Genomic DNA, 22918 nt, shown 5'->3' on the forward strand with positions numbered 1-22918 from the left:
CCCCTGTCAATGTTCTATTTTATTCGTTTGTAAATAATCGGCTCATCATAACCAAAAGTTCTTTTCCCATTTACTTCCATGGACTCTGATACTTCCAATTGATTTTCAGTGAACTTTTCATGCAGAGAAAATTTCAATACGGGAGAAAACATACTTACACTTCCGCCTTCCCATGTATCACCTGATTTTCTGAAAAATGCAGGAGTAAATTTTGCAGAACACTTTAGCTGATCATAGTCGGCACCTTTGAAGATTTTGTAAGTAAAATTCTTTTTATCATATCCTTCCGGTATCTCATAAGAAATAAGTTTTATTGAATTGTTTTCTTCCATAAAAAGAAACAAATGTGAAGAAGAGCGGGTAGTCCCCTGTACAGAATAATAACTCTCTTCAATCATAAATACGCCTTCGAAACCATTTGGGAGATTTGCGATTTTTGAATTACATATTGTATTGATGTGCTTTGCATATGGATACTGTGGATTTGTCTTACTTATTTTCTCAAATTGATCCTTATTATCAAATTTTCCATTCAACAGCGTAACAAAATTTATCAAATTAGCCATGATCTTATGCCTCCATAATCTTTATCATATAGTTTTCATTCACTATACACCTTTCATATAAAAGAGTCCATGTACAAAATAAGGGAATATATAAACAAAATGCATCAGTTAACAAACATCGGCAGAGGGGCATATCATTGTCCAATTGATATGCCCCCTCTTTGTCTGGATTACTGTTCCATTTTATAAATTTACGCATAATATTTCGTACCACACCCTGTTTCTATGGCTGAAATAAGAACGTTACTGTTAATTGTGTTTGTATCTACTTAAGGCACGAATCAGTTTTTCTGACTCCAGTGGTTTTGTAAGATAATCGTCCATTCCAGACTTCAGTGCTTTAGTCTTATCTTCTGTAAAAGCATTGGCGGTCATAGCTATAATCACAACAGCAGATGCATCACTTCTGTTCATTGTACGTATTTCTCTGGTAGCTTCCAGGCCATCCATAACTGGCATCATAATATCCATCAGAATTACATTGATCTCACCAACACCTGATTTTGCAAATGCTTCAACAGCTTCCTTGCCGTTTGAAGCCTTTATAATTTCTGCTCCTGCATTTGTCAGAAGGAATTCCGCAATTTCCATATTCAATTCATTGTCTTCGGCCAAAAGGATTCTCATACCTTCAATTGATACATCGTCTTCCTGGCTTTCTGCCTGCTTCATATCAGCAGAAATAAGGAATGGGAGCTGTACCATGAATGTGGTTCCTACATTTTTCTCGCTTTCAAATTTAATCGTACCGCCCATTTTCTCTACCAGTTTTTTTGTAATTGGCATACCAAGACCTGTTCCTCCATAAACAGATCTTGCACCGCCTGTTTCCTGAGTAAATGGTTCAAAAATATGGTTCTGAAATTCTTTACTCATTCCAACTCCGGTATCCTTGCAGTGAAACTCAAACAGTATATGTCTGTCATCCACCTGTGTTTCATAATAGCTGAGCAGTATCTCTCCTTTTTCTTTGTTATACTTGACAGCATTACTTATGATATTCATAAGGATTCTTTCTAAACTTTAATCACAGCACTTTTGCATGCTCTGTCAATGTGTTTATTTCCATAAATAAATTTTTCTTTGTACCCATTATATGGTTCCAGTATTGATACGTCAATCCCATTAATGTGCCTTCTCTTCTTCACTCTTTGTGAAAGGAAGAGATTGCTAGCTTTTACCAATCGCTCTTCCACTTCCACATCAAGTCTGCTTTGTTCTGGATTACCGAAATGGTGATCATGCGTCAGGCTGATACTGTTGACAATGAAAAACAGGAGCCAGCTGCATTACAACTTAGCTCCTGTCCTGTACATCTTGAATATAGAATTAGTAAAAACAGATTATCGGGACATCATACTGAATAAGACTATAAAGCTGTCCGGCATTTTCTGGTGGAAGATTGATGCATCCATGAGAACCACCTGTAAGATATCTGTCACCACCAAAGTACGGCTGCCAGTCTGCATCATGAAAGCCAATTCCTCCATTGAATGGCATCCAGTACGTTACCGGCTGTTCATAAGAATAGGTTCCATTTGCTGTCATTTCACCTCGCAGCACGGACGGACTGCTCTTTGAATTCAATGTGAATATTCCAGGGGGTGTTTTTCTATCCGGATCGCTTGGCAGTCCGGATACGATTTCTGATTGGAAAATAATATTTCCATTCTGATAATACCACATATACTGCTCTGTAAGATCTACCTCTATATATGTATTTCCGAGATCATTGATCCCGTGTGCATTTGCCCTCATAGAATATACCGGTTCCCTGGTTGTCTGGGTTCCTGACTGAATTTCCTGCATGAGCTGTGCTACTTCCTTGTCCTGATCAATCTTCCATCCATAGGCTGAGCCATATACATACACTGTCCTTCCGCTTATGGTCTGAAATTGTCTTTCAGTGCCAACTGTATCATGATCTGCTGCAAGCTGTGCCACATAATCCACTACATGCTGCCGGAAGGCTTCATCATTCTGGAGCAGCTGCCCTTTCTCGTCAAACTGCAGCCAGTTTTTGATGGTATTCCCATCGAGTGTTACCGTTTCGTCTCCAAATGTATATGTGATATTTGCTTTTGTCAGGTTCTTATATGTATTTACCATATTCTGAAGTTCTGAACTTTCTTTCGTCACATCTGCTTTCTTATAAGCCTTTGGATCACTTTCCAGATTTACCTCTGCCGCATCGTTATCGATTGCCCTGCATATCATCTGATAAGCTTCTTTGGTATTTAATTCGTTGCCTTCCGTTTCTGGCACAATAGTGAATTCTGAGTTAACAAAACTTACATACGCATTTTCCGGTGCTATCTGATTCTCTTTTTTCGCACAATTTAATGAATTTACCTGTTCTTCCAGTTTCTCCCGGCTGAAAAAAGTCTCTTCTTGAACCATATAGTTTTTTATTTCAAAAAGACTGCCGATCCATTCCCATGATTTCTGAGTTTTCAGCAGCTGGAGAACCACACCGCTGGATACGTATTTATAATCAATGTCTTTTCCTGTAATGGCCTGCGGGTCCTGCATTCTTGCCCTTACCTGAATAGTATAGTTATCCTTTTTCCCAGCAATCTCCTGCTCAACCTCATATGCTGTCTTATTTGAACTGTCAATCCCATTGATGGTCGTCCCATAAAAGAAGTGATATGAGTAATAATAAGATATACCTGCATAAATACAACAGCCTATAACAAAAATCATCAATATAATCAATATTACAATTTTCTTAATTTTATTTTTCTTCTTTTCTGAAAATATAATAGATCTGAATTCCGATTTATCCATCGGCACATAAACAACTGAACCTGGTCTTGCCGATTTTGTGGTTCTCATTGACTGCCCTATCACTTCTTTTTGTCTCATATCCTACTTATCTTTCTTTGAATCACTTAGTTTTTTGCACTGTCTCACTGTCATTATCAAAATGTAATGTCTTATGATATTTCGCATTCTCCTCCAGAAGTTTTTTCCATTTCTGTCCGTCTTCTTTCGTAGGATTATCAAAATTCTGCTGCCCCTTCAGTTCATCCATATACTGGATATAATCCAGGAAATAAATATCTACTGTCGAAATATCCCTGTCCTGAATTGCGAAGTTATTACAGTTTCCAGTAGACTCATTATATGGAAGTGTGTTTCCGTTGGCATCAAGAGCTACCATGAAGCAGTCACTGTTGGATCCTTCCTTATAAAGTTCATTTACCGTCAGTTCATACGGAGAACGAATTACGGATTTGAGTCCGATACCAGCATCGTTTGTATCATTGAGTTCCAATACTTCTGTCCGGGAATCATCTACTGTAACCGGGATATCGAAACTCCAGTCACCTTCATATTTGTAGTAGCCGGCATCCCTTCCATAGTTTTCATCATCCGCTTCTGACCACTCATAGTCTGCTTCCAGCCCTCTTACCTTCGTGATATCCAGATGCAGATTAAAAGTATCCGGAATCTCAATATCTTTAATATATTTCTGATATGCTCCACCACGCTCAGATACTTTATTGATAAACTCTTCCAGCAGTGCATAACCTTCATCCGTCTGATCATCTAAGTCCGCCTGAGTTATTCCCATCTCATCCATTACCTGCTGTGTCATTTCATTGTATTTCTCATTATATTCCGTATAGTCTTTTGCCGCCTGAGCAAGATCATAACGGAAAATGCATGCATAGGTGTTGTCATCCAGAAACTGTCCTTCCACCTGCCCGTCGATCACCGGACTAGCTTCTGAATCAAAGTCCACACCGCCAGTCATATCCAGATCAATGACCGGTGTTCCACTTTCCGCCCTGGTTGACGTTTCTGGAAATGGCTTATCACTCTTAAACTGCATAGTTATATAGACTGCCTGGCTGTTGGCATATACCTCAGAACATGTAATTGTCAGCCCATCTGCTGTTTTAATGTAAGCATTCTCACTAGTGGCATTACCTGTCTTGTCCCCATCTGCTTCACTGCCATCTGCCGTTGTTCCATCAACGGATTCCAAGGTTGTTGCATAATCCGAAAAATCACCAAAGAAACTTACATTATCCTGCAAGATTTCAAAAAGCCCTCCTACAACCGGAATATTCTTTGCCATTACTGGATTGGTTGCACAGAATATAAATCCGACTGCCAGTACCGCTGCCATACCTCCTGCTACCCTGCCTCCAATTTTCATCCAGTGATATGGATCCTTTGGTGCTTTTTTCTGTAACACAGCATTATTTTCAATCAATCGATATGCCTGATTGATACGTTCATGCACGATTGCCGGCATTTCTGTATCCTTTTGAAGTTTTTCCTGGAAGTCTTTCTCATTATTATTTAAAGTCATCATTAAACACGTCCCTCCTTAACCTTATATCCATACATCTCTGCAATCTGTTTTCTACCACGATGAAGACGAGATTTCACAGTGCTTTCCTTCATATCCAGAGCGTCACTGATCTCCCGGACATTAAATCCTTCCATATAGTACAAAAGAACAACCAAACGATATTTGCTATCCAATGTTTCTAATACTTGTGCCCATTCCATCGCCGCATATTCTTCTTCGTGAAAAGGTGTTTCCGGCATCTGATCCGTATAAGTAACCAGCTTTTTCTTCTGTATCATGTCCTTACACTTGTTGATCAAGATTCGAATCATCCAAGTTTTAAAATATCTGTTCTGTTTCAGACTTTTCAGATTTTCATAACAGGAAAGAATCGTATCCTGTATTGCATCCGCAACATCTTCATCATTTTTCAGATATGCTGCCGCAATCTTATACATACTCTGTACATTCTCATCCATAAGTCGGCAGAAAGCATCTTTGTCGCCTTTCTTCGCTTTTCGTATCAAAACCTCATTCATTGTAGTTCCGGCTCTCCTATCTCAGACTAGTCATCCGTAGTATACTATAGAAGCTTCATTTATGTGCTTCTACTTATTAGACGTGCGAATCCCTAAAAAGGTTGCAAATATTTTTAAAAAAATTATCTCAGATAAAAACACCCCCGAAATCGTTCAAATTTTATGATCATCAGGTCCTATTAGGGTATAAAAACAGCCGTACCATGTGCGTTTTACATGATACGGCTGTCAATAATTCTCATACCCTCAGGATAGATTAATTGAATCGCCAACTAAGACTCTCCATTTTTATTTATGTAATAAAGTTTGATCCAGCATGTTTTTAATTTCATCCGGAAGACTGTCTATCATTGCATTTTCATCCAAAAACAGTAAAGTTGTATATTTTTTCGCATCATTCGGTGCTGAGAAAATATGAGTTACTGTATATGCTGTTGTACTTTTAGAAAAACAATCTTCATCTCGCAGTGATTCTACTACAAAGCAATCGCCTTTTTGCTGTCCCTGATCATCATACTCTTTATTTAAGCATAGAGTAAAATTAAGATCTGTTGTGCCAAACTTATAAGTTCTCGTATCTGTAACAATCTCTTCCAACATAAAGCCTTCTGAGCCAGCCAGCATTGCAATCTGTCCGATATGCTTAATTTTACGCTTACACAATGAAAAAGGGTGCTGCGGTGTAAAAAATATCTGCGAAGCCTGAAGCAGTTTTTTTGCTGCATAACTATAAAACTTTTTTGCGGAAAGGTTTGTGGCCACACCTGTTAAGTGCCTGAAATTGGCAGCTTTATAAAGCACCTCAATATATCTGCCTTCAAATACATATAGAAATCTTTTACCTACTAAATGCTTCCTATACAGATCGGCAGCTATTTTAATCTCCTGTACGATTTTCTCTCTATCCTGTTGTTTTCCCATCTATCTTTTCCCAATCATCACTATAATATAAAAACAGCACCGGACAACTTTTTGTTATCCAGTGCCCATAATCTTAAAAAGCGGTTTTATGCTGGCTGTCAGCCGCGACATCCTTCCGAACGTCTAAAATGTCGCCGGTATCATTAAGTCCCCGGCGCGGACTCACCGTATCTCCCTGGTGTGGGCGTAATACCCTTCCGAGTATCAAATAGTCCCAGTAATTACCCTGCCCGGGCACAGTACAGCTTTTACGTGCCGCTACACGAAACCTTTTGGTTTAACTATATTATATGCGATACCCTAAGAAATATCAATAGTTTCTGGCAAAATCGATTGGCTGTATTTTATTGTACCCCATTACTTACCACTGTCTATGATTTCCAGGCCCTCAGGACAGATCAATCAAAAATCATATTCTCTGTCCCATTAGGTTTTAAAAATACTGTTTTCGAAATTCCATTGCATTCCAGCGTTACTTTCTGCTCACGGGAAGAACAGAGGCGAACCCTGTGTATCCTGCCCTCTCTCCATTCAAAATCAACTGTGATGTCACCCTGTGCCTTCATTCCCCGGACTTTTCCGTCTTTCCACTCATCCGGAAGTGCCGGAAGCAACAGGAAATGCCCTTTCCTGCTCTGGATAAGCATCTCTGCAACTGCAGCTGCAAAGCCAAAATTCCCATCGATCTGGAACGGAGGGTGTGCACACAACATGTTGGGATAAATGCCGCCTCCCACACAGGAGATATTTTCCTCCCTGGTATAACGGAGCTGGTTTGATCGAGTAGGAGACGGCTTTTGCCGCCGACCTCTCACACCACCGGACATGCGGTTCCGCATCCGGCGGTTCAGTTAACTTGACATCTCGCTTTACAAAGATATTCCTCGGCTGAGAGTAAACCAAATTTCTTCAAACGTGCATTTGACATCGCATAACAAACAGTTTTTGTACGGCACACTCGGGCATATCCATGAAATTCCGCCGCACACCTTGCATTCTTTTTACTAATACCCAGTTTTACCAAATTTTTATATCTGGTTTTTGGATTTTTCCAGTGTTTCCATATGCACATCCTGAATCTATACCTGATTACTGTATCAAGTTTTCGGCTTACTGTAAGAATTGAGCCAATTTTAAAGTAATTAATCCATCCTCTTACTACCTCTGCTATCTTTTTCGCTTTATATGAATTACTCACGCTCCACTTGCGGCTCGTAAGTTTCCTGACTTTCTTCTTTACTTTATCCAATGACTTTTTCGGAACTTTCATCCTATATTTCTTTTCCTGAAATTGATAATAAAAAGCAAATCCCAGATATTTTGCTTTTGTCGTACTATCATTATACTTTTTTATTATAAAAAAATACATAAACAACATTCGCCAAAACATGCACAAAATGTTATACTTTTACATAATAGCCAACTATTTTTTAACAATATTTTGTAGAATCGTAAAATTGCATAATTCATATTGTTGTATTTTGTGCAATATGACAAGGAAGACATTACTTGTATACATTATCAGCATACTATCACAAATCCAGGGTTGATTTTATGGATAAAAAACATCCCCTGTTTATTGGAAGCTGCGGTACTTATCATCTATACACCGTAGAAAAGCTTCCTACCCACCGCCCGAAAGGCCGGCTTGATTATCAGCTTCTTTACATCGCATCCGGACGGGCACATTTTTATTTTGATGGAAAACCTACTGTTGTAGAAGCCGGCAATATGATACTCTACCGTCCACGTGAGGAACAACGCTATTATTATGGAGCGGATCAGACCGAAGTTTACTGGGTTCACTTTACTGGAAATAATGTAAAGAACTTTCTGAGAAGATATGGGATTGCCGACGATACCCGCATTATTTATACCGGTATCTCCATTGAGTACAAAAATCTATTTATGTCTATGATCGAGGAACTGAATCTGCAGCGAATTGATTACGAGGAGATGCTGATAAATTATTTCACGATTCTCCTGATCAACCTCCATAGAATAGCACTGCAAAAGCCACGTAAAAAGAACCTTCAGAACATGAACGATATGGAACAGGCTGCACAGTACTTTCGGATGCATTATAATAAACCTATAAGTATTGAGGACTATGCTGTTTCCCACAATATGAGTATCAGCTGGTTCATCCAGAACTTCCGTCAGTATGCCAATACTACACCTGCTCAATACGTGCAGTCTCTGAGGCTTACCAATGCAAAAATGCTTCTGGAAACGACCAATTATAATATCACAGAAATAGCCAACCTGGTCGGGTACGAGAATCCATTATATTTCAGCCGCTTTTTCCGAAAACAGTGTGGCATTTCCCCTTCACAGTTCCGCAAACAGCTGGTGCCGAATGCAGAAAGCTGTCCAAAATAAAACCAATCAAAAACGCTGGGAGCAATTCTCAGCGTTTTTGATTGGTTTTATTTAACATAATATTATGATACTTTTTTTACCTTAGAATTAATGGACATAAAGCCTGTTTCAGGATGTCGCGGATAAATATTCTTATACCTGTAAGTACTCAGCACGATCCCCATGAGTCCATAAGAAATTATGATACAGCTTCCTCCGGCTGAAAAAAACGGAAGAAATGTTATTGATTGCGGAAATACGCCAAGATTCTCAAGGACATTTATCAAAAAACTGATGAGAAATACAATTCCGCACCCGCATCCCATCATCATGCCCAGCTGATTTTTCTGTCGTAATGCAGTGTTGAAGACTGCAAAAATCAGAACCGCAAGAACACAGCACAAAAGTATAGCTGCAATTATTCCATATACAGATGACAGATAGGTCAGAATGTAATCCGCATTAAATGCTGGCAGGATTCCCGTTACATCTGATTTGCTTTTCCCGATCAGCTTATTTTGTCTCCAAAGTGAATGCAACATTTTTGTGAGATAGTCTGTTTCGCTGCCGCTGGAAAATATCGCCTGTATGCGCGCAATTTGATATTCCGCCAGCCTGTTTCTCAGGTACATACTCAGAAAAGCTGCTATGGGCGCGGTCAAAAACACAGCCCATATTCCACAGATAGTTCTTTTCTTTCTGACTGTAAACCAGTCCTTTTTGATTGCGATCGTCAACATAGTCAGCATAGTTACCAGCATCACACAAGCTGTCCTGAGTGCCGGCAGGCTGTAAACTAATATTACTGGAGCAATCAGCCATAAGATTGCTCTTATCAGTCCCTTATATCCCCACCCATGATATTTATATAAAATCGCCCCATATATAGGGACATAAAACAGCATCAGTTTTTGTACATCCATGCCTCTTCTGCCTCCCGGCAGTGATATAAAAATCCTCGCTCCGTTTACCTGGCCTCCTTCCAATATAACCAGCAAACAGACGGCCAATAAAACAGCTGCAATTATTTTTGAAAATTTTGCCAGTACGGTATAGTCCAGCAGATACAAAATCATCATGACAGCCAGCCCGATCATAACATGAAACACATATCTGTCAGAACCGGCTACCGCATTCTCACTGGCTTTTCCGGAAATCCCTGCATGTATCAGAACACCTGCAATGCTGATAAATATAATTATTCCCAAAAGTTTCCATGCAGCCTGAGGTCTGTGGATACTGTCAAGGGAGATTCCTGTTTCCACAGGATCCCCCATGTCTCTGACAGCTTCCTTCTCTGCCTGTTCATGATCCATGCCTGCCTTCATGTTTTCCGCAATCTGATCCTCCATATGATCCTGCAGTTCCTGTTTTATGTATGGTCTGGCTTTTGTGCAGCGAATTTGTTCCAGCAATAATTTCAGATATTCGTCCATAACTCACACCTCCAATATAAGCACATTGGTCACTGCTGCAGAATACTCTTTCCATTCCTCTATTTTCTTTTCAAGGAATCCTCTTCCCTGTCTGGTAAGGCTATAATACTTTCTGGTCTTTCCAGCTACATCCTGTTCATATACTGTCAGGAGTCCTTTCTCTTCCAGGCTGTGCAGCAATGGATAAAGAGTTCCTGCCTTCAGCTCAAATACATTCTGAGATTTTTGCCTCAGTGTGTCGATCATCTCATATCCATACATATCCTTTTCAGACAAAAGTTTCATTACAAGCATTGCCATACTTCCTGAAACCAATGCTCTTTCAATAGCCATCTGGTCCACCCCCTTCTTAGAATAAGCTATATATCGACGTTCTATATATCGGTTGTCTATATAATAGATTATTTTACGTTATTTGTCAATATATCAATAAGATTTATCAAAAATTTTATATTTTATATCTAATTTTTGATTATCCGCATAGATACTATACTTTCACGTATTTTGAAGTATAGAAAAACTATAGAAAATCATTCATTATACCACGATTTGCATTGTAGAACAAATGTTTTTTTATTTTGCAATTCATCTCCCACCTGTAGAGGAAGGAGAATTCTTGCTATATATTCTGTTAAATACCTTACGGCTGGACATGCTCTACGGAAAAGGCTTCCTTGCAATCCTCCCAATGCGTATTGTAAAGAACTTGATCATGTGGCCAACTGATTACATATATTTGAAAATATATAATCTTAGTGATATCAAATAAAAAACGCGAATATTCCAGTGCTTAATAAGCCACTGATATTCGCGTTTCTTATTATCCTAACCACTTGAAAGATGGATAGTATCTTACAATAGCTTTCCCCACAAGCTGGTCAAATCGCACGAATTTGTTTTTCCATGAACGTGAATCCTTCGAATCATTCCGGTTGTCACCAAGCATGAAATAACTGTTTTCCGGAACTGTATATGGACCATAACTTCCGATCATTTTCTCCGGAATGAAAGAGTCATCCAATGGAGTGGGTGAACCATCAATGTAAACTTTCCCATCCTTAATTTCCACTACCTCTCCCGGCAGTCCGATCACTCTTTTGATAAAAAGACGGCTTTCATCATCTGGGTATTTGAATATTACAATATCAAATCGCTCCGGGTCCTTGAACTTTTCAAAAATTTCATAACCGAACAGATTAAGATTAATTCCATACGCAAGCCGAAAGCCGAAAAGGCGGTCTTTCACCATAAGTGTTTTTTCCATGGAGGGTGAAGGGATTTTTGCGTTAATCAAAACAACATTATTGATAACCAGAGTAATTGCCACTACTATTACAATCAATTTCACATAGCCTAACAGTTCACGCCAGATTTTCATGCTCTCCACCTCACCGTTCTTCATTATTCATATATCTGAACAATCTTTTGTCATATTTTGCTTCCCGGTACCAGCCAATTCCGATCATGACCACGCCTAATACAATGGTAACCGTTCTGACCATTGTATCAGCTGAAAACAGGCAGGAAATTACAATTCCAGTTCCTGCACCTGTAAAAAAGTCAATAACAGACTTTTCCCGTTTCAATGATCCAAGCACTCTTTCTTTATCCATGGTTTTTACCATTTTGACATCTTCCTTTATTAAGACATCGAGAGAAATATCAAAACGGTTGCTGATGTCTATGAGAATCTGCAGATCCGGATAGCTCTTTTCATTTTCCCAATTAGACACAGTCTGTCTGGTAACATGAAATATTTTTCCAAATTCCTCCTGGGTCAGTCCCTTTTCTTTTCGTATTTTTAGTATCTGCGTTCCAATATTCATATTGCTCTGCTCCTGTTCTTCCAATCGGTTTTGCTTTCTCACTTGGATTATATAAAAATTTCTGCCAAATGAAAAGCAATTTACCTTTTACAGCGAAAAAACAGGTATGCAAAGCTTCTTTGACATGGGATTTTTGAAAACAGATTCACGTTTCTCTACTTAATCTGAATCCTTATTTTATCCCCGACAGGTGTCCAGCCGGATTCTGCAGTGATTTCACCTGTAGCTCCATCATAATATGCGCTTTCTTCGGTTCCGTAATCTTCATCCGTTTTATCTGCTGCGTCGGTATTTTCTTTCTGGTCTGTATCGTCTTGAAGCCTTACTTCTGTGGGAGCATCTGCCCCTCCGATAATTTGAGTTTCAACCTGATCCTCTGCATCTGACGGATTTTCTCCCTCCAAAGTATCCTCTGGAACTTCTTCTACCTCTTCTGTAGTCTCACCAATTTCTACAAAATCGTCATCACCCCAGACAGTGTCTGCAGCAGCCATGTAAGGTTCTCTGGTATAAAGCTGTAATTCCAGATAATCGCTGTCAATATCCGGGAGCAAAAGAACCGGACCGTCAGAATCCAGCTGATACATGCCCCAGAAACTGGTTTTAAAACTCCATTGAGTTTTACCATCTGCTGCCGAATTACTGCGCAGTTCATACTGTACCTGATTTCCTTTACTGTCTGTCCCCATAAGCATCATCTCATTACCATTATACAGCTTTTCCTCAAGTTCTTCCGGAATTTCTGCCTTAATTATACTTTGCAGTTTATTCATGGAAAAGTCTGTTAATTTTACGGTTCCTTCTTCTGTTTTAACAGAAACATCTTCCAGCTTTTTATGAACTGTCTGTTTCATAAGCTCCTCATGGGGAATAGAAAAATCAAACTCAAACTCTGCGAAATAATCTTCGCCAAGATTTTCATTTTGATAGGCACCGAGTACCAAATGTACTTCTGGATTTTCTCCCAAATCACCATCAAGGGAAAACCGGGATTCCAGAACAGCATCATAGACATTTTCATCCAGTCCAGTATTTAGCAAATCTTCGTCCGAATATGGCAGAAGGTGTCCGCTTTCGTATTCTTCAATTTTCTGTCCATTTATTGTAGTTTTCTGATAATCAATGTCAAGCTGTGTATTGGCAAAGGTCCAGTCATCCTGGACATCATCCGTGTCCTTTTGCCCGGAAGATGTTTTTTCTGCATGCACCTTTGTTAACAGAACCCCATTATCCAGAACAACTTCTTTTAATGTTACAGTAATTCCTTTGTCTTCCTTAGAGGTATTCAACACTTCCGTATAAGATTCAATGCCTTTTGGGAAACCAAGGGTTTCTCCTATGGACAATGTAATATTTTTTATTGCAGCCTGGATATGTGGATTAGAAAAGATAACAGAACCCAAGGTGACGATCACACAGGCAGCTGCTGCTTTGCTCCACCCTTTTGGTCTCCGGTTTTCCTTTTTTTCACTCCATTCCCGCTCTGCTTCCTCTATATATTTCGGATCAATATTACCAAATTCTTTTGAAAAATCAAACTTTTTCATATGCGTCCTCCTTCTTTTTCCAACAGTTTCAACAGCTTTTTCCGGTTTCTGTATAAATTCATTTTCACGCTTCCCGCTGACATATGATGCCTTTTGGATATTGCAGAAACAGGATCTAAAAACCAGTATCTTCGTACAAAAATATTTCTGTCCTTTGGAGACATTTCTTCCAAAAAACGATTTATGGTTTCCATCAGTTCTTTTTCCGCCAGCTGTTCTTCCACGGTATAAGTTACATTTAGCTGCTCCATTTCCTCCATAACATCTGCCATATGAACATCCGGGCGCTTGCCTGCAAACTTTTTCCTTAAGCAGTCAATACTAAGATTTCTTGTAATCCGACCACAAAAGTGTGCCAATACAGGAGGATGCGTAGGTGGAATCTGTGACCATACTGAAAACCAGGTATCATTCAGACATTCCTCGGCATCTTCTCTATTCGCCAATAAATTCCAGGCAATCTTGTAGCAATAGGGATGATACTTAGTACTCAATTCTATAATTCCATTCTCATCTCTTTTCAAAAACAGGTTTATAATTTCATCATCATTCATTTACAGGTTGTCCTCCGGGTTTCTTTAAGATAAAAGTCACTGTCCATAATCTGACCAGCAACAGATAAGGCGCCTTTTTGAATAAAAAAATTTCCATTCATATTATATATCGTAAAAAATAGTGGATGGTAACAAAAAAATTTAATTTTTTTCAGTTGAGATCCAAACTACAGTTTTGGTTTTCAGAAGATTACCTTTTAGAGGTAAAAATAATGAAAAGCAGCCGATATTCTCATTTTATAAATCATGAGATACCGGCTGCAACTGCTGTTATAAAATATTTAGTCCAATAAAACTCCCTCTATTTGTATTTTTTAGAAAAGATTTGCACGTCTAACTCATCACTGAAATAACGAGAATGCGACGCACAATTATTCAAGTCGTTGAGTCACTCTTGAAAGTAAAACCGTATTACACTTGTAAAAAAGGTCTGCCGCTTCTGCACTCAGATTTTTTAGCAAGTGTAATATTCTACATATTCCTGAACTCTCCTTATGGAGTAACATATCACTGATATGGACAAACAGATACCTTTCGACGATCAATCAGTCTATTAATTGTTTTTAGTAGCAACATCAAATTGAATCAATTTCTTTATATAACTTTATTAATTGCCTAAGCAAATTTTCATATTCTTTTATTGTCTCATCCGAGTCAGACTCTTTTACTATATCCTTGTCATTTCGTAGATTAGAAATTTCAAATGGGTATTGGTTCAATAATTTGATTGTTTCTTTGCAATTTGGGATTAATTGATTTCTTTTATTATATGGAATCGCATTTATGCGCTCTCTTAAATTATGCCGCAGATTGTATGCAAGCCAGTCTGCCGTATCAAAAAAAGCACGATATTCATGTCCATATGCTTTCTCAAGATTTCCTTTGATATAAGAATAGTAATCGTATCCTTCCGGCACTTTTTTGGTTGTGCTAGCAAAAATCCTTACAATATGATCATATGCATCCCGGTGCTCTTTTAATGGCTGAATCAATGCATCCCCATTTTCTGATATTTCTTCGGCTGTAAGTAGATAAATTTTGGTTTTTTGATGTAATTGATATATCTTTTTCCACAACAGTCCAATCTCATCGTTTTGCATTAGATTAAAAACATTTTGTTCAGCCATTTAAAATACCCCGCTATTGAATTAATGAATTTTTAACTTTGACTCCTTTTCCCTCATTACCAGAAACGATTTTTCATCTAGAATACGGTCACCAAAAATCCGCCAGGATCCACGTCGCTTTATTCGGTACGCTTTAATAGTGGAGATTTGTCCGTTTTCACAGTTTCTTGAAAAATTTTTCCTATATTTAAAAGTTTCTACTATCCCCCATAGAGTTCCTGCAACTATAAAAAAAAGAAGTACTGCTACAGCTTCAATCATAATTATTCTCCTTATCATCCCAGTTGCATGCATCGTCACAATCGGACTGCATCCCAAGGTCTTTTGGTTCAATCACATTTCTTACACTACTACCTGCACTATATTTTTCTCTTCTGTAAATTATGCTAAGATGAACAAATATTTCTCTGTAAAGTAACAAAAGAATAAATCCAACAAATATACAGGATAGTAATATAACTCCTTTCCTAGATGCCACAGATTGCAATTGTGGATTTCCAAGGAAGCAAACTGCTGAAATCAAATCAATCAATGCAAGCCAAAACGTAATTCCCTGCAATAAATTCACTTGAAATACCTGTTTTTTCTTTGCAATCGAACACCCAGCATCATACATATTGTTAATTGCCTGCAATAATATCGTAATATAAAATGGTTTTATATCTGTCATGCTAAACTCTTCCTCCAATAATCCGAAAGTTTCTATACAAACAAATAGAGTTTTATCTATAAAAGCCCCAAATACCATTGTCAACGAATTTTTCGTATATTTATATTTTTACCGTCTCATAACCAACTCTCTCACTTCGAACATGTAGCAAAAAATCTATCATACCAGATAAGGAATGTCAAAACTGTCCAGATTTTACGGCTGTTATCTGCCTTTTTCTCTTTGTGCTCTTTCAGAAGTAAAAGAAGCTTATCTGTATGAAAAAACTCTTCTGCTTCTTTCGAGGTAAATAACTCCTTTACCATCTGATACCAGTCATCCTGCCGCAGCCACACACGGATTGGAATTGGAAAACCAAGTTTCTTACGTTCATCGGTTTCCTGTGGTATGAATTGAGAAACAGCTTTACGGAAAATATATTTGGTTGTACCCGCTGCAATCTTGGCTTCTTTTGGAAGCTTTGCTGCAAAGTCAAAAACTTCTTTATCCAGAAATGGTACTCTGACTTCCAATGAATGTGCCATGCTCATTTTATCTGCTTTCTGCAAAATATCGCCAGGAAGCCAGTAGCTCAGATCTACAGACTGCATTTTTTCCATGTCTTGAAGTGATCCTCTGTTTTCTGACTCAAGTTCTTCAAAAAATGGTCTTAAATATTCCTGTGTGGAAGGTCCTGTTACTTTATTTTTCAAAATCTGCGTTTTCTCTTTTTCACGGTAAATATATGCATTTCCGATGAAACGTTCTTCCACTTTCATTCCTGCACGGATAAGGAAATCCCGTCCCTTCACATCCGGCAGCTTTGCAGCCAGTTTTCCAATTACACGTCTGACACCAAATGGAATCCAGGCAATTTTTTTCAATGATTCCGGTTCTCTGTAAATATTATATCCACCGAAAAGCTCGTCTGCTCCTTCTCCGGAAAGAACAACCTTGACATGACCTGCAGCCTCTTTTGAGAGAAAATAGAGTGCAACGGCGGAAGCATCCCCAAGGGGCTCATCCATATGATACATAACATCTGGAAGGGCATCCCAGAATTCCTGCTTGGATATGATTTTCACATGGTGTTTCAAACCTGCTTTTTCTGCCACTTTGGCAGCTTTGTTTACTTCACTATATCGGTCTCCCTCATCGAATCCCACTGTAAATGCCTGATCTGCGCCAGAGGAAGAAGCCAGATAACCGGAATCCACTCCCCCGGATAAAAACGCGCCGACTTCCACATCACTTAACATATGGTGCTCCACTGAATCCTTTAAATTCTCTGCAAGCTGATTCTGCAGCTGCTCCATATTCGTCTTACGGTCCCATTGGCCTGGTGCAAGCTTTGTTTTGAAATAAGTCTTTATCTCATAGTTTCCGTTTTTATATAAAAGCATATGACCTGGCATAAGCTTATAAATCCCCCTGAAAAAAGTTTCTTCCAGAGGGGAATATTGAAATGACAAATACTGCTCCAGTGCCTTCTGATTTACTTTCCTTTCATAGCCTGGAAATGCAAGGATACTCTTAATTTCAGAAGCAAATACAAAGTGTCCATCTATTTCGGCATAGTACACAGGCTTAATTCCAAAGAAATCCCTTGCAAGCATCAAACTCTGCTCCTGTTCATTCCATACAGCAAACCCAAACATTCCCCTGAGCTTATCCAGTGCCTTCTCCCCATACTGCTGAATAGTATTTATCAGAACCTCCGTGTCAGAATGAGTACAGAAAGAAATGCCGAAAGCCTCAAGTTCTGCCCGCAGTTCCTTATAATCATAGATTTCTCCATTAAAAACAATATGAAGGTTTCCGTCCGCACTTTCCATAGGCTGCTGCCCATCTTCTAAATCAATAATACTAAGTCTTCGAAAGCCCAGCGTGATCTTCTCCCTGCAAAAAGAGCCCTCACTATCCGGGCCCCTATGCTCAATGGCTTTCATCATCCTTTCAATTACTGTCTTCTGATCCTGTCTGTAACCTGTAAATCCACAGATTCCGCACATTTTATCCTCCGTATCTATTTGATGTAGTTTATATGCTGCAACAACTTTTTTACCACAAGTGAATCCCACATGGTCACATCGTAATCATAGTGGTCTGTGAGTCTGCACCTCAGCTTGTGTTTTCCCTTCTTTTTCTACTTTTGTAGAAATCATCTCTAATTCTACATCTGTAGAATTAGAAAGTCAATCTTATTTTCTGCAATTGTAGAATCTATGTCATATATTTGATTACCCGTCATGACATACCCCAATGACTCAGATCTTACAGATTTTCAAACGGTGTGAATGCCTCACTACTGATAAAATGAAAAGCCGGAAAAACGGTCTTTTGTTACAGAGCCATTTTTCCGACTGTATGGTTACCTATATTTAGTCAACTACCCATCACCTAAAGGTAATGGGCTTGGCAGACTTGGCCAAAAAGAACCGATATCAGTCTTGCAAAGACCTTGTATCGGTTCTTTTTGTATTTTCTCATTATCTAATTATGGGAGGATTTTTCTGTATCACCGAAAAAACTTTTATTCCCGCACTTCAAGCCACTGGTCAATGTTCCCAAAATGTACTGCCTGCAGGTTATCTACATCAACCAGTTGCGGGAAGCTGTTTCTGATGATCATGACACCATTTTCCTTATCCTGTTTTTCTCCACCGCCAGCGATGCCTCCCATGGTCCTATCAAGTGTTAAAACCGTTCCATCTTTATAACGCACCTGGTCAATACTAGTTCTGGCATAAAGATCCATGCCATAATCCGTACCTGTGTACTCAAACTTGTTTTTCTCATCTTCATACACCTTCATAGCTTCATCATAATCAAGATATAATGACCATAAAAGGGGCGTTACTTCCATTTTTTTCACTGTGATTTCATAACCTCCAAAATCACATTTCCGGTTCACTTCCAGAGTTGTCGGAGGCTTTACTGCACCCAGGGTCCATTTAAAATCCCATGTTCCATCTGTAATAACAGTCGTATCATAATCTCCTTCCTCCGTAAGATTCTTTAATGTGATTTCTACTGTTTTATTACTCAGATCATAATCACCGTCATAAGATATACAGGCGTTAAAATATTTAAGATGTGCAGAATTTTGATCTGTTTTCAGTAACACATCCTGTCCTACCCCAGTATTGAAACTTCCAAATCTGTTATCGTCCACTGCATATACTTCCTTTCCATCGATCTTAAAATGTGTCATCTCCTCAAAAGAAGTATGATCAGTCATAGAAATACTGTCATCTGTTTTCACTTCAAAAAAAGCATACAGGAATCCCTGATCCTGAATAGAATCTGTCAGGGTAACCGTCACACCATTTTGTGTTACAGACTGGTCTATATTCTGAATATAGGTTGATTCCTGCAGTGTCTTCTGCTGTTCTTCCGATGGCTCCAGTCTTTTCACCAGGTAATTATTCCATTTAAAGAACTCTTTTGCAGCCACAGTAACAGCCATACCAGTACAGATTACTGCTGCTGCAATCAATAATCGGCCACTGATTTTTTTTCTTTTGTATTTTTTATCAGCTGAATCCGCCTGTTCAATCTGTTTTAGTGTATCTTCAAATTTATTATGAAAATCCTGTGGTACTTCCGGTGCGATATTATTCCATTTGTTCTCTAACATGACATTTTCCCCTTTCCTGTTATTCTTTTTAATTGCTTGCTGTTTTTCCCAGTTGCCGGTCTTTTCTCTTCTTCGGATAACTGCTCTTTCAAAAACTCTCTTGCACGTGAAAGTCTGCTTTTGATCGTTCCTTCCGGAATATCCAGAGCCTCACTGATCTCTTTCAATGAAAATCCTTCTAAATAATACAATGTGACCAAAACCCTCAGATCCTCCGGAAGTTCCATAATCGCCATGTACAACTGACTGTATCTGTCCTCCTCAGTCATTTTCATATTGTCCATATATTCTTCATATGGAATAACATTTTTTCTTTTCCGAAGAATCCCTTTGCATTCGTTGATCAATATCCTTGTGATCCATGTTCGGAAATATTTTTCTTTCTTTAAAGTGGAAAGTTTTTCATATGCCTTAAGAATTGTTTCCTGCACAGCATCCCCACAATCAGAGTCATTCTTCAGAATGGACTTTGATATATGATACAGCATGGCTTCTGCATCCCGAACCTCCTTAATAAATACATCTTTTGTCATAACTTTGTCTTCTCCTTTTGTCCAGCCGGATTACTACTCATGTTTACTTTTACACTTATTAGATGCATCGGAAAGGAAATCGGTTCTCATAAAAGTATTTTTTTCCGTTGGCTCTTCTATTGCCAACGAAATATCCGATTTTTTAATCTCTGTTCTGTTTGTGTTTATATTTTTTATGTAATTCCGTAATATATTCCTCAAGCTTCTCTTTGTCTTGCTCTCCACAAGCAACTAAACCAAAATACTGCTTAGATCGATCCTATATGCTTTCGCTGTTTTCTGACCCAGTTTCTCTGTATATGTGCAATAATTCCAGAAACGGTGCTATTTTATCCGGTAGTCTCATTTTTACTCTCTTACGTTTTTTACATTCTCCGTATTATACTACCATTTCACCAGAATATTTTCAGAAATTTTACAAACAAAAAGATGGACATAAGCAAGATCATACATGACAGAAGCACTCCTTGCATTGCCAATCAGATCCGGATTCGGATATTCATCAACGATGGATAGCAGGTTGTGTTTTGTATCCCAGCTGTCACAAGGGATGATGACATGATCTTTGCTGTGAAATTCAGGCATAACCTGCCGGATCATGGAGGCTGCCAGTTCCAGTTTAGACTCTTTTTTCTGCCACATACGATAGCCAAGAGGAACGGAAAGATGAGATACTTTATCCCCATTCTAGACAGGTACGCAGAACATGACTCTCACAAAGCAGTGTCCATTCAGATAGTTGGAACCGTTGTGTGCGGCCCAGTATAGATAATATCAGCAGAAATAAGGTATCTGCTGTCGGAACAGAAAAAGTTTCAAAATAGATCAAAAAATATTGCTGAAGTCTACCTATCAGTGTTTTTTCGCTGTATAATGTTTTTGCCGTACAGGGTCACTTTCCTTTGTAATGTTTTATACCAAATTCATTATGCATCAGGAAATCCTGTACGATATTTTTTTATAAAAAAGTTGTAAAGTGGTGTATCAATATCATAATTTTCTAAAATTGAAACTTTTTGCTCTTTGACAGGATATATAAGAATGTAAAGGTTAAAAGCTTTTAATTTTTGAAAATATTAAAAAGAAAGTAGGATTGATATGACAGATGAAGCAGAACTTTTGCAGCGTCTCAGGAACAGAGAAAAAAATTCCATAGATGAAGCAATCCGAATTTATACGCCGTATTTGAGTACTGTTTTGTATCATATGGCCGGCAATTCACTGCCGAAAGAGGATATTGAAGAAATTGTGGCAGATGTGTTTGTTGTACTTTGGAAGAATACCGGGAGGATAGATTTGCAGAAAGGTACATTACGGTCATATCTTGCTGCTGTTGCCCGGAATTTTGCTCTGAAACGGATAAACAGAAAGATGGATCATACATCTCTTGAAGATATTGAACTGTCAGATGGCAAAAATTTCATGGAAGAGAATTTTCACAATAATTATGTATGGGAAACAGTTATGAGCCTTGGCGAACCTGACAGCGAGATTTTTGTAAGGCGGTATAAATTTGATGAAAAAATCAAGGATATTTCAAAAGCAATGGGACTTAATATTTCTACAGTTAAGACCAGACTTTCAAGAGGAAAAAGAAAACTCAGAAAAATGTTATCGGATGCGGAGGAAAAATTATGAGAAGAAAAAATTTGCTTAAAGAATTGGGAATACAAAAACAGGCAGATACTTCCTGTAATGCTCTTGATATTGATACAGAGAATGTCAGACAGAGAGTTTATGCAAAACTTGACTTCGCAGATACAGAAAGGAAGCAAACGACTATGAGATCAAAAAAGAAAATATTACCTTTGTTGATAGCTGCAACACTTACAATTGGAGTTACTGCTGTGGCAGCAACAGGAGAGATTTCAATGTGGACAGGTTCATCTGCATCACGTGCTGATTATACATCTCTTCCAACGTCAGAACAGATTACAAAGGATGTTGGGTATAGACCGGTATTGATTGATACCTTTGAGAACGGGTACTGCTTCAAAGAGGGCAATATTATAAAAAACAGTTTTAAGGATGGCAATGCAAATGTAATTGAGAATTTTAAATCTGTGTCCTTTGATTATCAGAAGAATGGAGATGTTGTATCGTTTGAACAGCAGAAATTTAACTCAAAACTTACTCCGTCAGGTGATATTATTGCCACTGTAAATGAAACAAATTTGTATTATGTACATTATATAAATAAAGTGGTATCAGATGATTACGAATTGACAGAACAAGATAAAAAAGACCAGTCCAGTGGAAAAGTTGTATTCAGTTATGATGACAGTGCTTCTCAGATTGAAGTCAGTCAAGTTCAAAGCGTTAACTGGAATAAGGATGGCATCCAGTATGATTTGCTGCAAATAGATGGAAAATTATCTGCCGGAGAACTTGCAGATATGGCGAGAGAGGTTATTAATAACAGAAGATAAAGAAAAAAGATGGTGGATTCAGTTCGGTTCACCATCTTTTTGTAACTGTTGTGGAAATACCTGTATCGCAGCTGATGCATAATATGTTATAATTTACAGATAGTGTAGCTGTCCAGAACTTTTATAGTTACGGTAAATGTAAAATATCTGTCAGGAAAAAGTCTATGACTGCAAATATGCTGGAATTTCTAAGCCGCAGCACCTCTTTAATATCGTGTTTGTGACATGCTCCTACCACTTAAATCATAGATTTTGAAGTGGGGGCTTCTTGCTCAATGGCTCTATTGAGCCAAGTATCTACAAGCTATCCTCGCGTACCCCGCGATTTTTATAAGTCCGGCTACGGACTTTTTATTGTGCTATCATGCACATTCTGCAAAGATTTTTTTTCCCTCATTCATGAGGTTCACTGCTGCATTTACATCACGATCCATTCTGTTTCCACATTCACAGTAATAAATTCTTTCAGATAAAGACAATT

At 38.4% G+C, this 22918-nt stretch carries 25 protein-coding genes; 3 read left to right on the forward strand and 22 right to left on the reverse strand.

Annotated elements, in window-relative coordinates; translation table 11 throughout:
• Positions 1 to 14 precede the first annotated feature (14 nt).
• The 8 genes from GT674_RS03035 to GT674_RS18225 all read right to left on the reverse strand — a co-directional run bounded on the left by GT674_RS03035 (position 15) and on the right by GT674_RS18225 (position 7725).
• Positions 15 to 566, reverse strand: a complete 552-nt coding sequence (locus GT674_RS03035; RefSeq protein ID WP_148445125.1) for a hypothetical protein — start codon at positions 564 to 566, stop codon at positions 15 to 17.
• 249 nt (positions 567 to 815) lie between these two features.
• Positions 816 to 1577: an ATP-binding response regulator gene (locus tag GT674_RS17740; protein ID WP_330585452.1), complete on the reverse strand. Its 762-nt coding sequence runs from the start codon at positions 1575 to 1577 to the stop codon at positions 816 to 818.
• 318 nt (positions 1578 to 1895) lie between these two features.
• Positions 1896 to 3434, reverse strand: coding sequence for a L,D-transpeptidase family protein (locus GT674_RS03045; RefSeq protein ID WP_118753126.1), 1539 nt, complete (start codon positions 3432 to 3434; stop codon positions 1896 to 1898).
• A 22-nt stretch (positions 3435 to 3456) separates the two neighbouring features.
• On the reverse strand, positions 3457 to 4896 hold the full coding sequence (locus tag GT674_RS03050) for a DUF4179 domain-containing protein (protein ID WP_161284365.1): 1440 nt from the start codon (positions 4894 to 4896) through the stop codon (positions 3457 to 3459).
• Complete coding sequence (locus GT674_RS03055; protein WP_161284367.1) at positions 4896 to 5414, reverse strand: RNA polymerase sigma factor; 519 nt, start codon at positions 5412 to 5414, stop codon at positions 4896 to 4898. The genes GT674_RS03050 and GT674_RS03055 overlap by 1 nt, the downstream gene beginning before the upstream one ends.
• 288 nt (positions 5415 to 5702) lie before the next feature.
• Positions 5703 to 6335, reverse strand: a complete 633-nt coding sequence (locus GT674_RS03060) for a PBECR4 domain-containing protein (RefSeq protein ID WP_005423087.1) — start codon at positions 6333 to 6335, stop codon at positions 5703 to 5705.
• Positions 6336 to 6733: 398 nt separating this feature from the next.
• Positions 6734 to 7072, reverse strand: a complete 339-nt coding sequence (locus GT674_RS03065; protein WP_330585448.1) for a glycoside hydrolase family 95-like protein — start codon at positions 7070 to 7072, stop codon at positions 6734 to 6736.
• Positions 7073 to 7182: 110 nt separating this feature from the next.
• Positions 7183 to 7725, reverse strand: a complete 543-nt coding sequence (locus tag GT674_RS18225; RefSeq protein ID WP_412379787.1) for a group II intron maturase-specific domain-containing protein — start codon at positions 7723 to 7725, stop codon at positions 7183 to 7185.
• A 119-nt stretch (positions 7726 to 7844) separates the two neighbouring features.
• Between GT674_RS18225 and GT674_RS03075 the strand changes: the two genes are divergently transcribed.
• Positions 7845 to 8717: a helix-turn-helix transcriptional regulator gene (locus tag GT674_RS03075; protein WP_161284370.1), complete on the forward strand. Its 873-nt coding sequence runs from the start codon at positions 7845 to 7847 to the stop codon at positions 8715 to 8717.
• Between the two features lie 62 nt (positions 8718 to 8779).
• Here the strand turns inward: GT674_RS03075 and GT674_RS03080 are convergent, their stop codons facing one another.
• The 13 genes from GT674_RS03080 to GT674_RS18230 form a co-directional block, all read right to left on the reverse strand.
• The gene (locus GT674_RS03080) at positions 8780 to 10132 is read right to left on the reverse strand and encodes an FtsW/RodA/SpoVE family cell cycle protein (RefSeq protein ID WP_161284371.1); all 1353 of its coding nucleotides are present in this window, start codon (positions 10130 to 10132) and stop codon (positions 8780 to 8782) included.
• Positions 10133 to 10135: 3 nt separating this feature from the next.
• Positions 10136 to 10465: a PadR family transcriptional regulator gene (locus tag GT674_RS03085; protein WP_055066334.1), complete on the reverse strand. Its 330-nt coding sequence runs from the start codon at positions 10463 to 10465 to the stop codon at positions 10136 to 10138.
• Between the two features lie 487 nt (positions 10466 to 10952).
• Complete coding sequence (lepB, locus tag GT674_RS03090) at positions 10953 to 11510, reverse strand: signal peptidase I (RefSeq protein ID WP_161284372.1); 558 nt, start codon at positions 11508 to 11510, stop codon at positions 10953 to 10955.
• Positions 11511 to 11520: 10 nt separating this feature from the next.
• Positions 11521 to 11958, reverse strand: coding sequence for a helix-turn-helix transcriptional regulator (locus GT674_RS03095; RefSeq protein WP_070100277.1), 438 nt, complete (start codon positions 11956 to 11958; stop codon positions 11521 to 11523).
• A 155-nt stretch (positions 11959 to 12113) separates the two neighbouring features.
• Entirely contained in the window at positions 12114 to 13505 is a 1392-nt protein-coding gene (locus tag GT674_RS03100) for a DUF4179 domain-containing protein (RefSeq protein WP_118071921.1), read from the reverse strand.
• Entirely contained in the window at positions 13502 to 14059 is a 558-nt protein-coding gene (locus GT674_RS03105) for an RNA polymerase sigma factor (protein ID WP_059085740.1), read from the reverse strand. Before GT674_RS03105 ends, GT674_RS03100 begins: the two co-directional genes overlap by 4 nt.
• A 575-nt stretch (positions 14060 to 14634) precedes the next feature.
• Complete coding sequence (locus tag GT674_RS03110; protein ID WP_022387878.1) at positions 14635 to 15186, reverse strand: hypothetical protein; 552 nt, start codon at positions 15184 to 15186, stop codon at positions 14635 to 14637.
• A 21-nt stretch (positions 15187 to 15207) separates the two neighbouring features.
• The gene (locus tag GT674_RS03115; protein ID WP_005423104.1) at positions 15208 to 15447 is read right to left on the reverse strand and encodes a hypothetical protein; all 240 of its coding nucleotides are present in this window, start codon (positions 15445 to 15447) and stop codon (positions 15208 to 15210) included.
• Complete coding sequence (locus GT674_RS03120; protein WP_022387879.1) at positions 15440 to 15856, reverse strand: hypothetical protein; 417 nt, start codon at positions 15854 to 15856, stop codon at positions 15440 to 15442. Before GT674_RS03120 ends, GT674_RS03115 begins: the two co-directional genes overlap by 8 nt.
• Before the next feature lie 131 nt (positions 15857 to 15987).
• Positions 15988 to 17847, reverse strand: a complete 1860-nt coding sequence (asnB, locus tag GT674_RS03125; protein ID WP_055065704.1) for an asparagine synthase (glutamine-hydrolyzing) — start codon at positions 17845 to 17847, stop codon at positions 15988 to 15990.
• 521 nt (positions 17848 to 18368) lie between these two features.
• Positions 18369 to 19475, reverse strand: a complete 1107-nt coding sequence (locus GT674_RS03130; protein ID WP_055065703.1) for a DUF4179 domain-containing protein — start codon at positions 19473 to 19475, stop codon at positions 18369 to 18371.
• Positions 19469 to 20008: an RNA polymerase sigma factor gene (locus GT674_RS03135; RefSeq protein WP_005424137.1), complete on the reverse strand. Its 540-nt coding sequence runs from the start codon at positions 20006 to 20008 to the stop codon at positions 19469 to 19471. The genes GT674_RS03130 and GT674_RS03135 overlap by 7 nt, the downstream gene beginning before the upstream one ends.
• Positions 20009 to 20392: 384 nt before the next feature.
• A complete protein-coding gene (locus GT674_RS18230; protein ID WP_330585450.1) occupies positions 20393 to 20650 on the reverse strand; it encodes a hypothetical protein in 258 nt (85 codons plus the stop codon).
• A 456-nt stretch (positions 20651 to 21106) separates the two neighbouring features.
• Between GT674_RS18230 and GT674_RS03145 the strand changes: the two genes are divergently transcribed.
• Positions 21107 to 21646: an RNA polymerase sigma factor gene (locus GT674_RS03145; RefSeq protein WP_059085733.1), complete on the forward strand. Its 540-nt coding sequence runs from the start codon at positions 21107 to 21109 to the stop codon at positions 21644 to 21646.
• Positions 21647 to 21789: 143 nt separating this feature from the next.
• Entirely contained in the window at positions 21790 to 22437 is a 648-nt protein-coding gene (locus tag GT674_RS03150; protein ID WP_243149040.1) for a hypothetical protein, read from the forward strand.
• 362 nt (positions 22438 to 22799) lie between these two features.
• Here GT674_RS03150 and GT674_RS17890 read toward each other — a convergent pair whose 3' ends face one another.
• Positions 22800 to 22916 (reverse strand): transposase, encoded by a 117-nt coding sequence (locus GT674_RS17890; RefSeq protein ID WP_243149042.1) that lies wholly within the window; start codon positions 22914 to 22916, stop codon positions 22800 to 22802.
• Positions 22917 to 22918 lie beyond the last annotated feature (2 nt).

Source organism: Blautia sp. BIOML-A1 (assembly GCF_009883055.1).
Classification (GTDB): domain Bacteria; phylum Bacillota; class Clostridia; order Lachnospirales; family Lachnospiraceae; genus Blautia_A.

What these genes read in the sequence shown, in the direction of transcription:
- GT674_RS03035 (WP_148445125.1), bottom strand. Translation starts at nt 566, where the DNA reads ATGGCTAATTTGATAAATTTTGTTACGCTGTTGAATGGAAAATTTGAT.
- GT674_RS03045 (WP_118753126.1), bottom strand. Translation starts at nt 3,434, where the DNA reads ATGAGACAAAAAGAAGTGATAGGGCAGTCAATGAGAACCACAAAATCG.
- GT674_RS03050 (WP_161284365.1), bottom strand. Translation starts at nt 4,896, where the DNA reads ATGATGACTTTAAATAATAATGAGAAAGACTTCCAGGAAAAACTTCAA.
- GT674_RS03055 (WP_161284367.1), bottom strand. Translation starts at nt 5,414, where the DNA reads ATGAATGAGGTTTTGATACGAAAAGCGAAGAAAGGCGACAAAGATGCT.
- GT674_RS03060 (WP_005423087.1), bottom strand. Translation starts at nt 6,335, where the DNA reads ATGGGAAAACAACAGGATAGAGAGAAAATCGTACAGGAGATTAAAATA.
- GT674_RS18225 (WP_412379787.1), bottom strand. Translation starts at nt 7,725, where the DNA reads ATGTTTTGGCGAATGTTGTTTATGTATTTTTTTATAATAAAAAAGTAT.
- GT674_RS03080 (WP_161284371.1), bottom strand. Translation starts at nt 10,132, where the DNA reads ATGGACGAATATCTGAAATTATTGCTGGAACAAATTCGCTGCACAAAA.
- GT674_RS03085 (WP_055066334.1), bottom strand. Translation starts at nt 10,465, where the DNA reads ATGGCTATTGAAAGAGCATTGGTTTCAGGAAGTATGGCAATGCTTGTA.
- lepB (WP_161284372.1), bottom strand. Translation starts at nt 11,510, where the DNA reads ATGAAAATCTGGCGTGAACTGTTAGGCTATGTGAAATTGATTGTAATA.
- GT674_RS03095 (WP_070100277.1), bottom strand. Translation starts at nt 11,958, where the DNA reads ATGAATATTGGAACGCAGATACTAAAAATACGAAAAGAAAAGGGACTG.
- GT674_RS03100 (WP_118071921.1), bottom strand. Translation starts at nt 13,505, where the DNA reads ATGAAAAAGTTTGATTTTTCAAAAGAATTTGGTAATATTGATCCGAAA.
- GT674_RS03105 (WP_059085740.1), bottom strand. Translation starts at nt 14,059, where the DNA reads ATGAATGATGATGAAATTATAAACCTGTTTTTGAAAAGAGATGAGAAT.
- GT674_RS03110 (WP_022387878.1), bottom strand. Translation starts at nt 15,186, where the DNA reads ATGGCTGAACAAAATGTTTTTAATCTAATGCAAAACGATGAGATTGGA.
- GT674_RS03115 (WP_005423104.1), bottom strand. Translation starts at nt 15,447, where the DNA reads ATGATTGAAGCTGTAGCAGTACTTCTTTTTTTTATAGTTGCAGGAACT.
- GT674_RS03120 (WP_022387879.1), bottom strand. Translation starts at nt 15,856, where the DNA reads ATGACAGATATAAAACCATTTTATATTACGATATTATTGCAGGCAATT.
- asnB (WP_055065704.1), bottom strand. Translation starts at nt 17,847, where the DNA reads ATGTGCGGAATCTGTGGATTTACAGGTTACAGACAGGATCAGAAGACA.
- GT674_RS03130 (WP_055065703.1), bottom strand. Translation starts at nt 19,475, where the DNA reads ATGTTAGAGAACAAATGGAATAATATCGCACCGGAAGTACCACAGGAT.
- GT674_RS03135 (WP_005424137.1), bottom strand. Translation starts at nt 20,008, where the DNA reads ATGACAAAAGATGTATTTATTAAGGAGGTTCGGGATGCAGAAGCCATG.
- GT674_RS18230 (WP_330585450.1), bottom strand. Translation starts at nt 20,650, where the DNA reads ATGTGGCAGAAAAAAGAGTCTAAACTGGAACTGGCAGCCTCCATGATC.
- GT674_RS03145 (WP_059085733.1), top strand. Translation starts at nt 21,107, where the DNA reads ATGACAGATGAAGCAGAACTTTTGCAGCGTCTCAGGAACAGAGAAAAA.
- GT674_RS03150 (WP_243149040.1), top strand. Translation starts at nt 21,790, where the DNA reads ATGAGATCAAAAAAGAAAATATTACCTTTGTTGATAGCTGCAACACTT.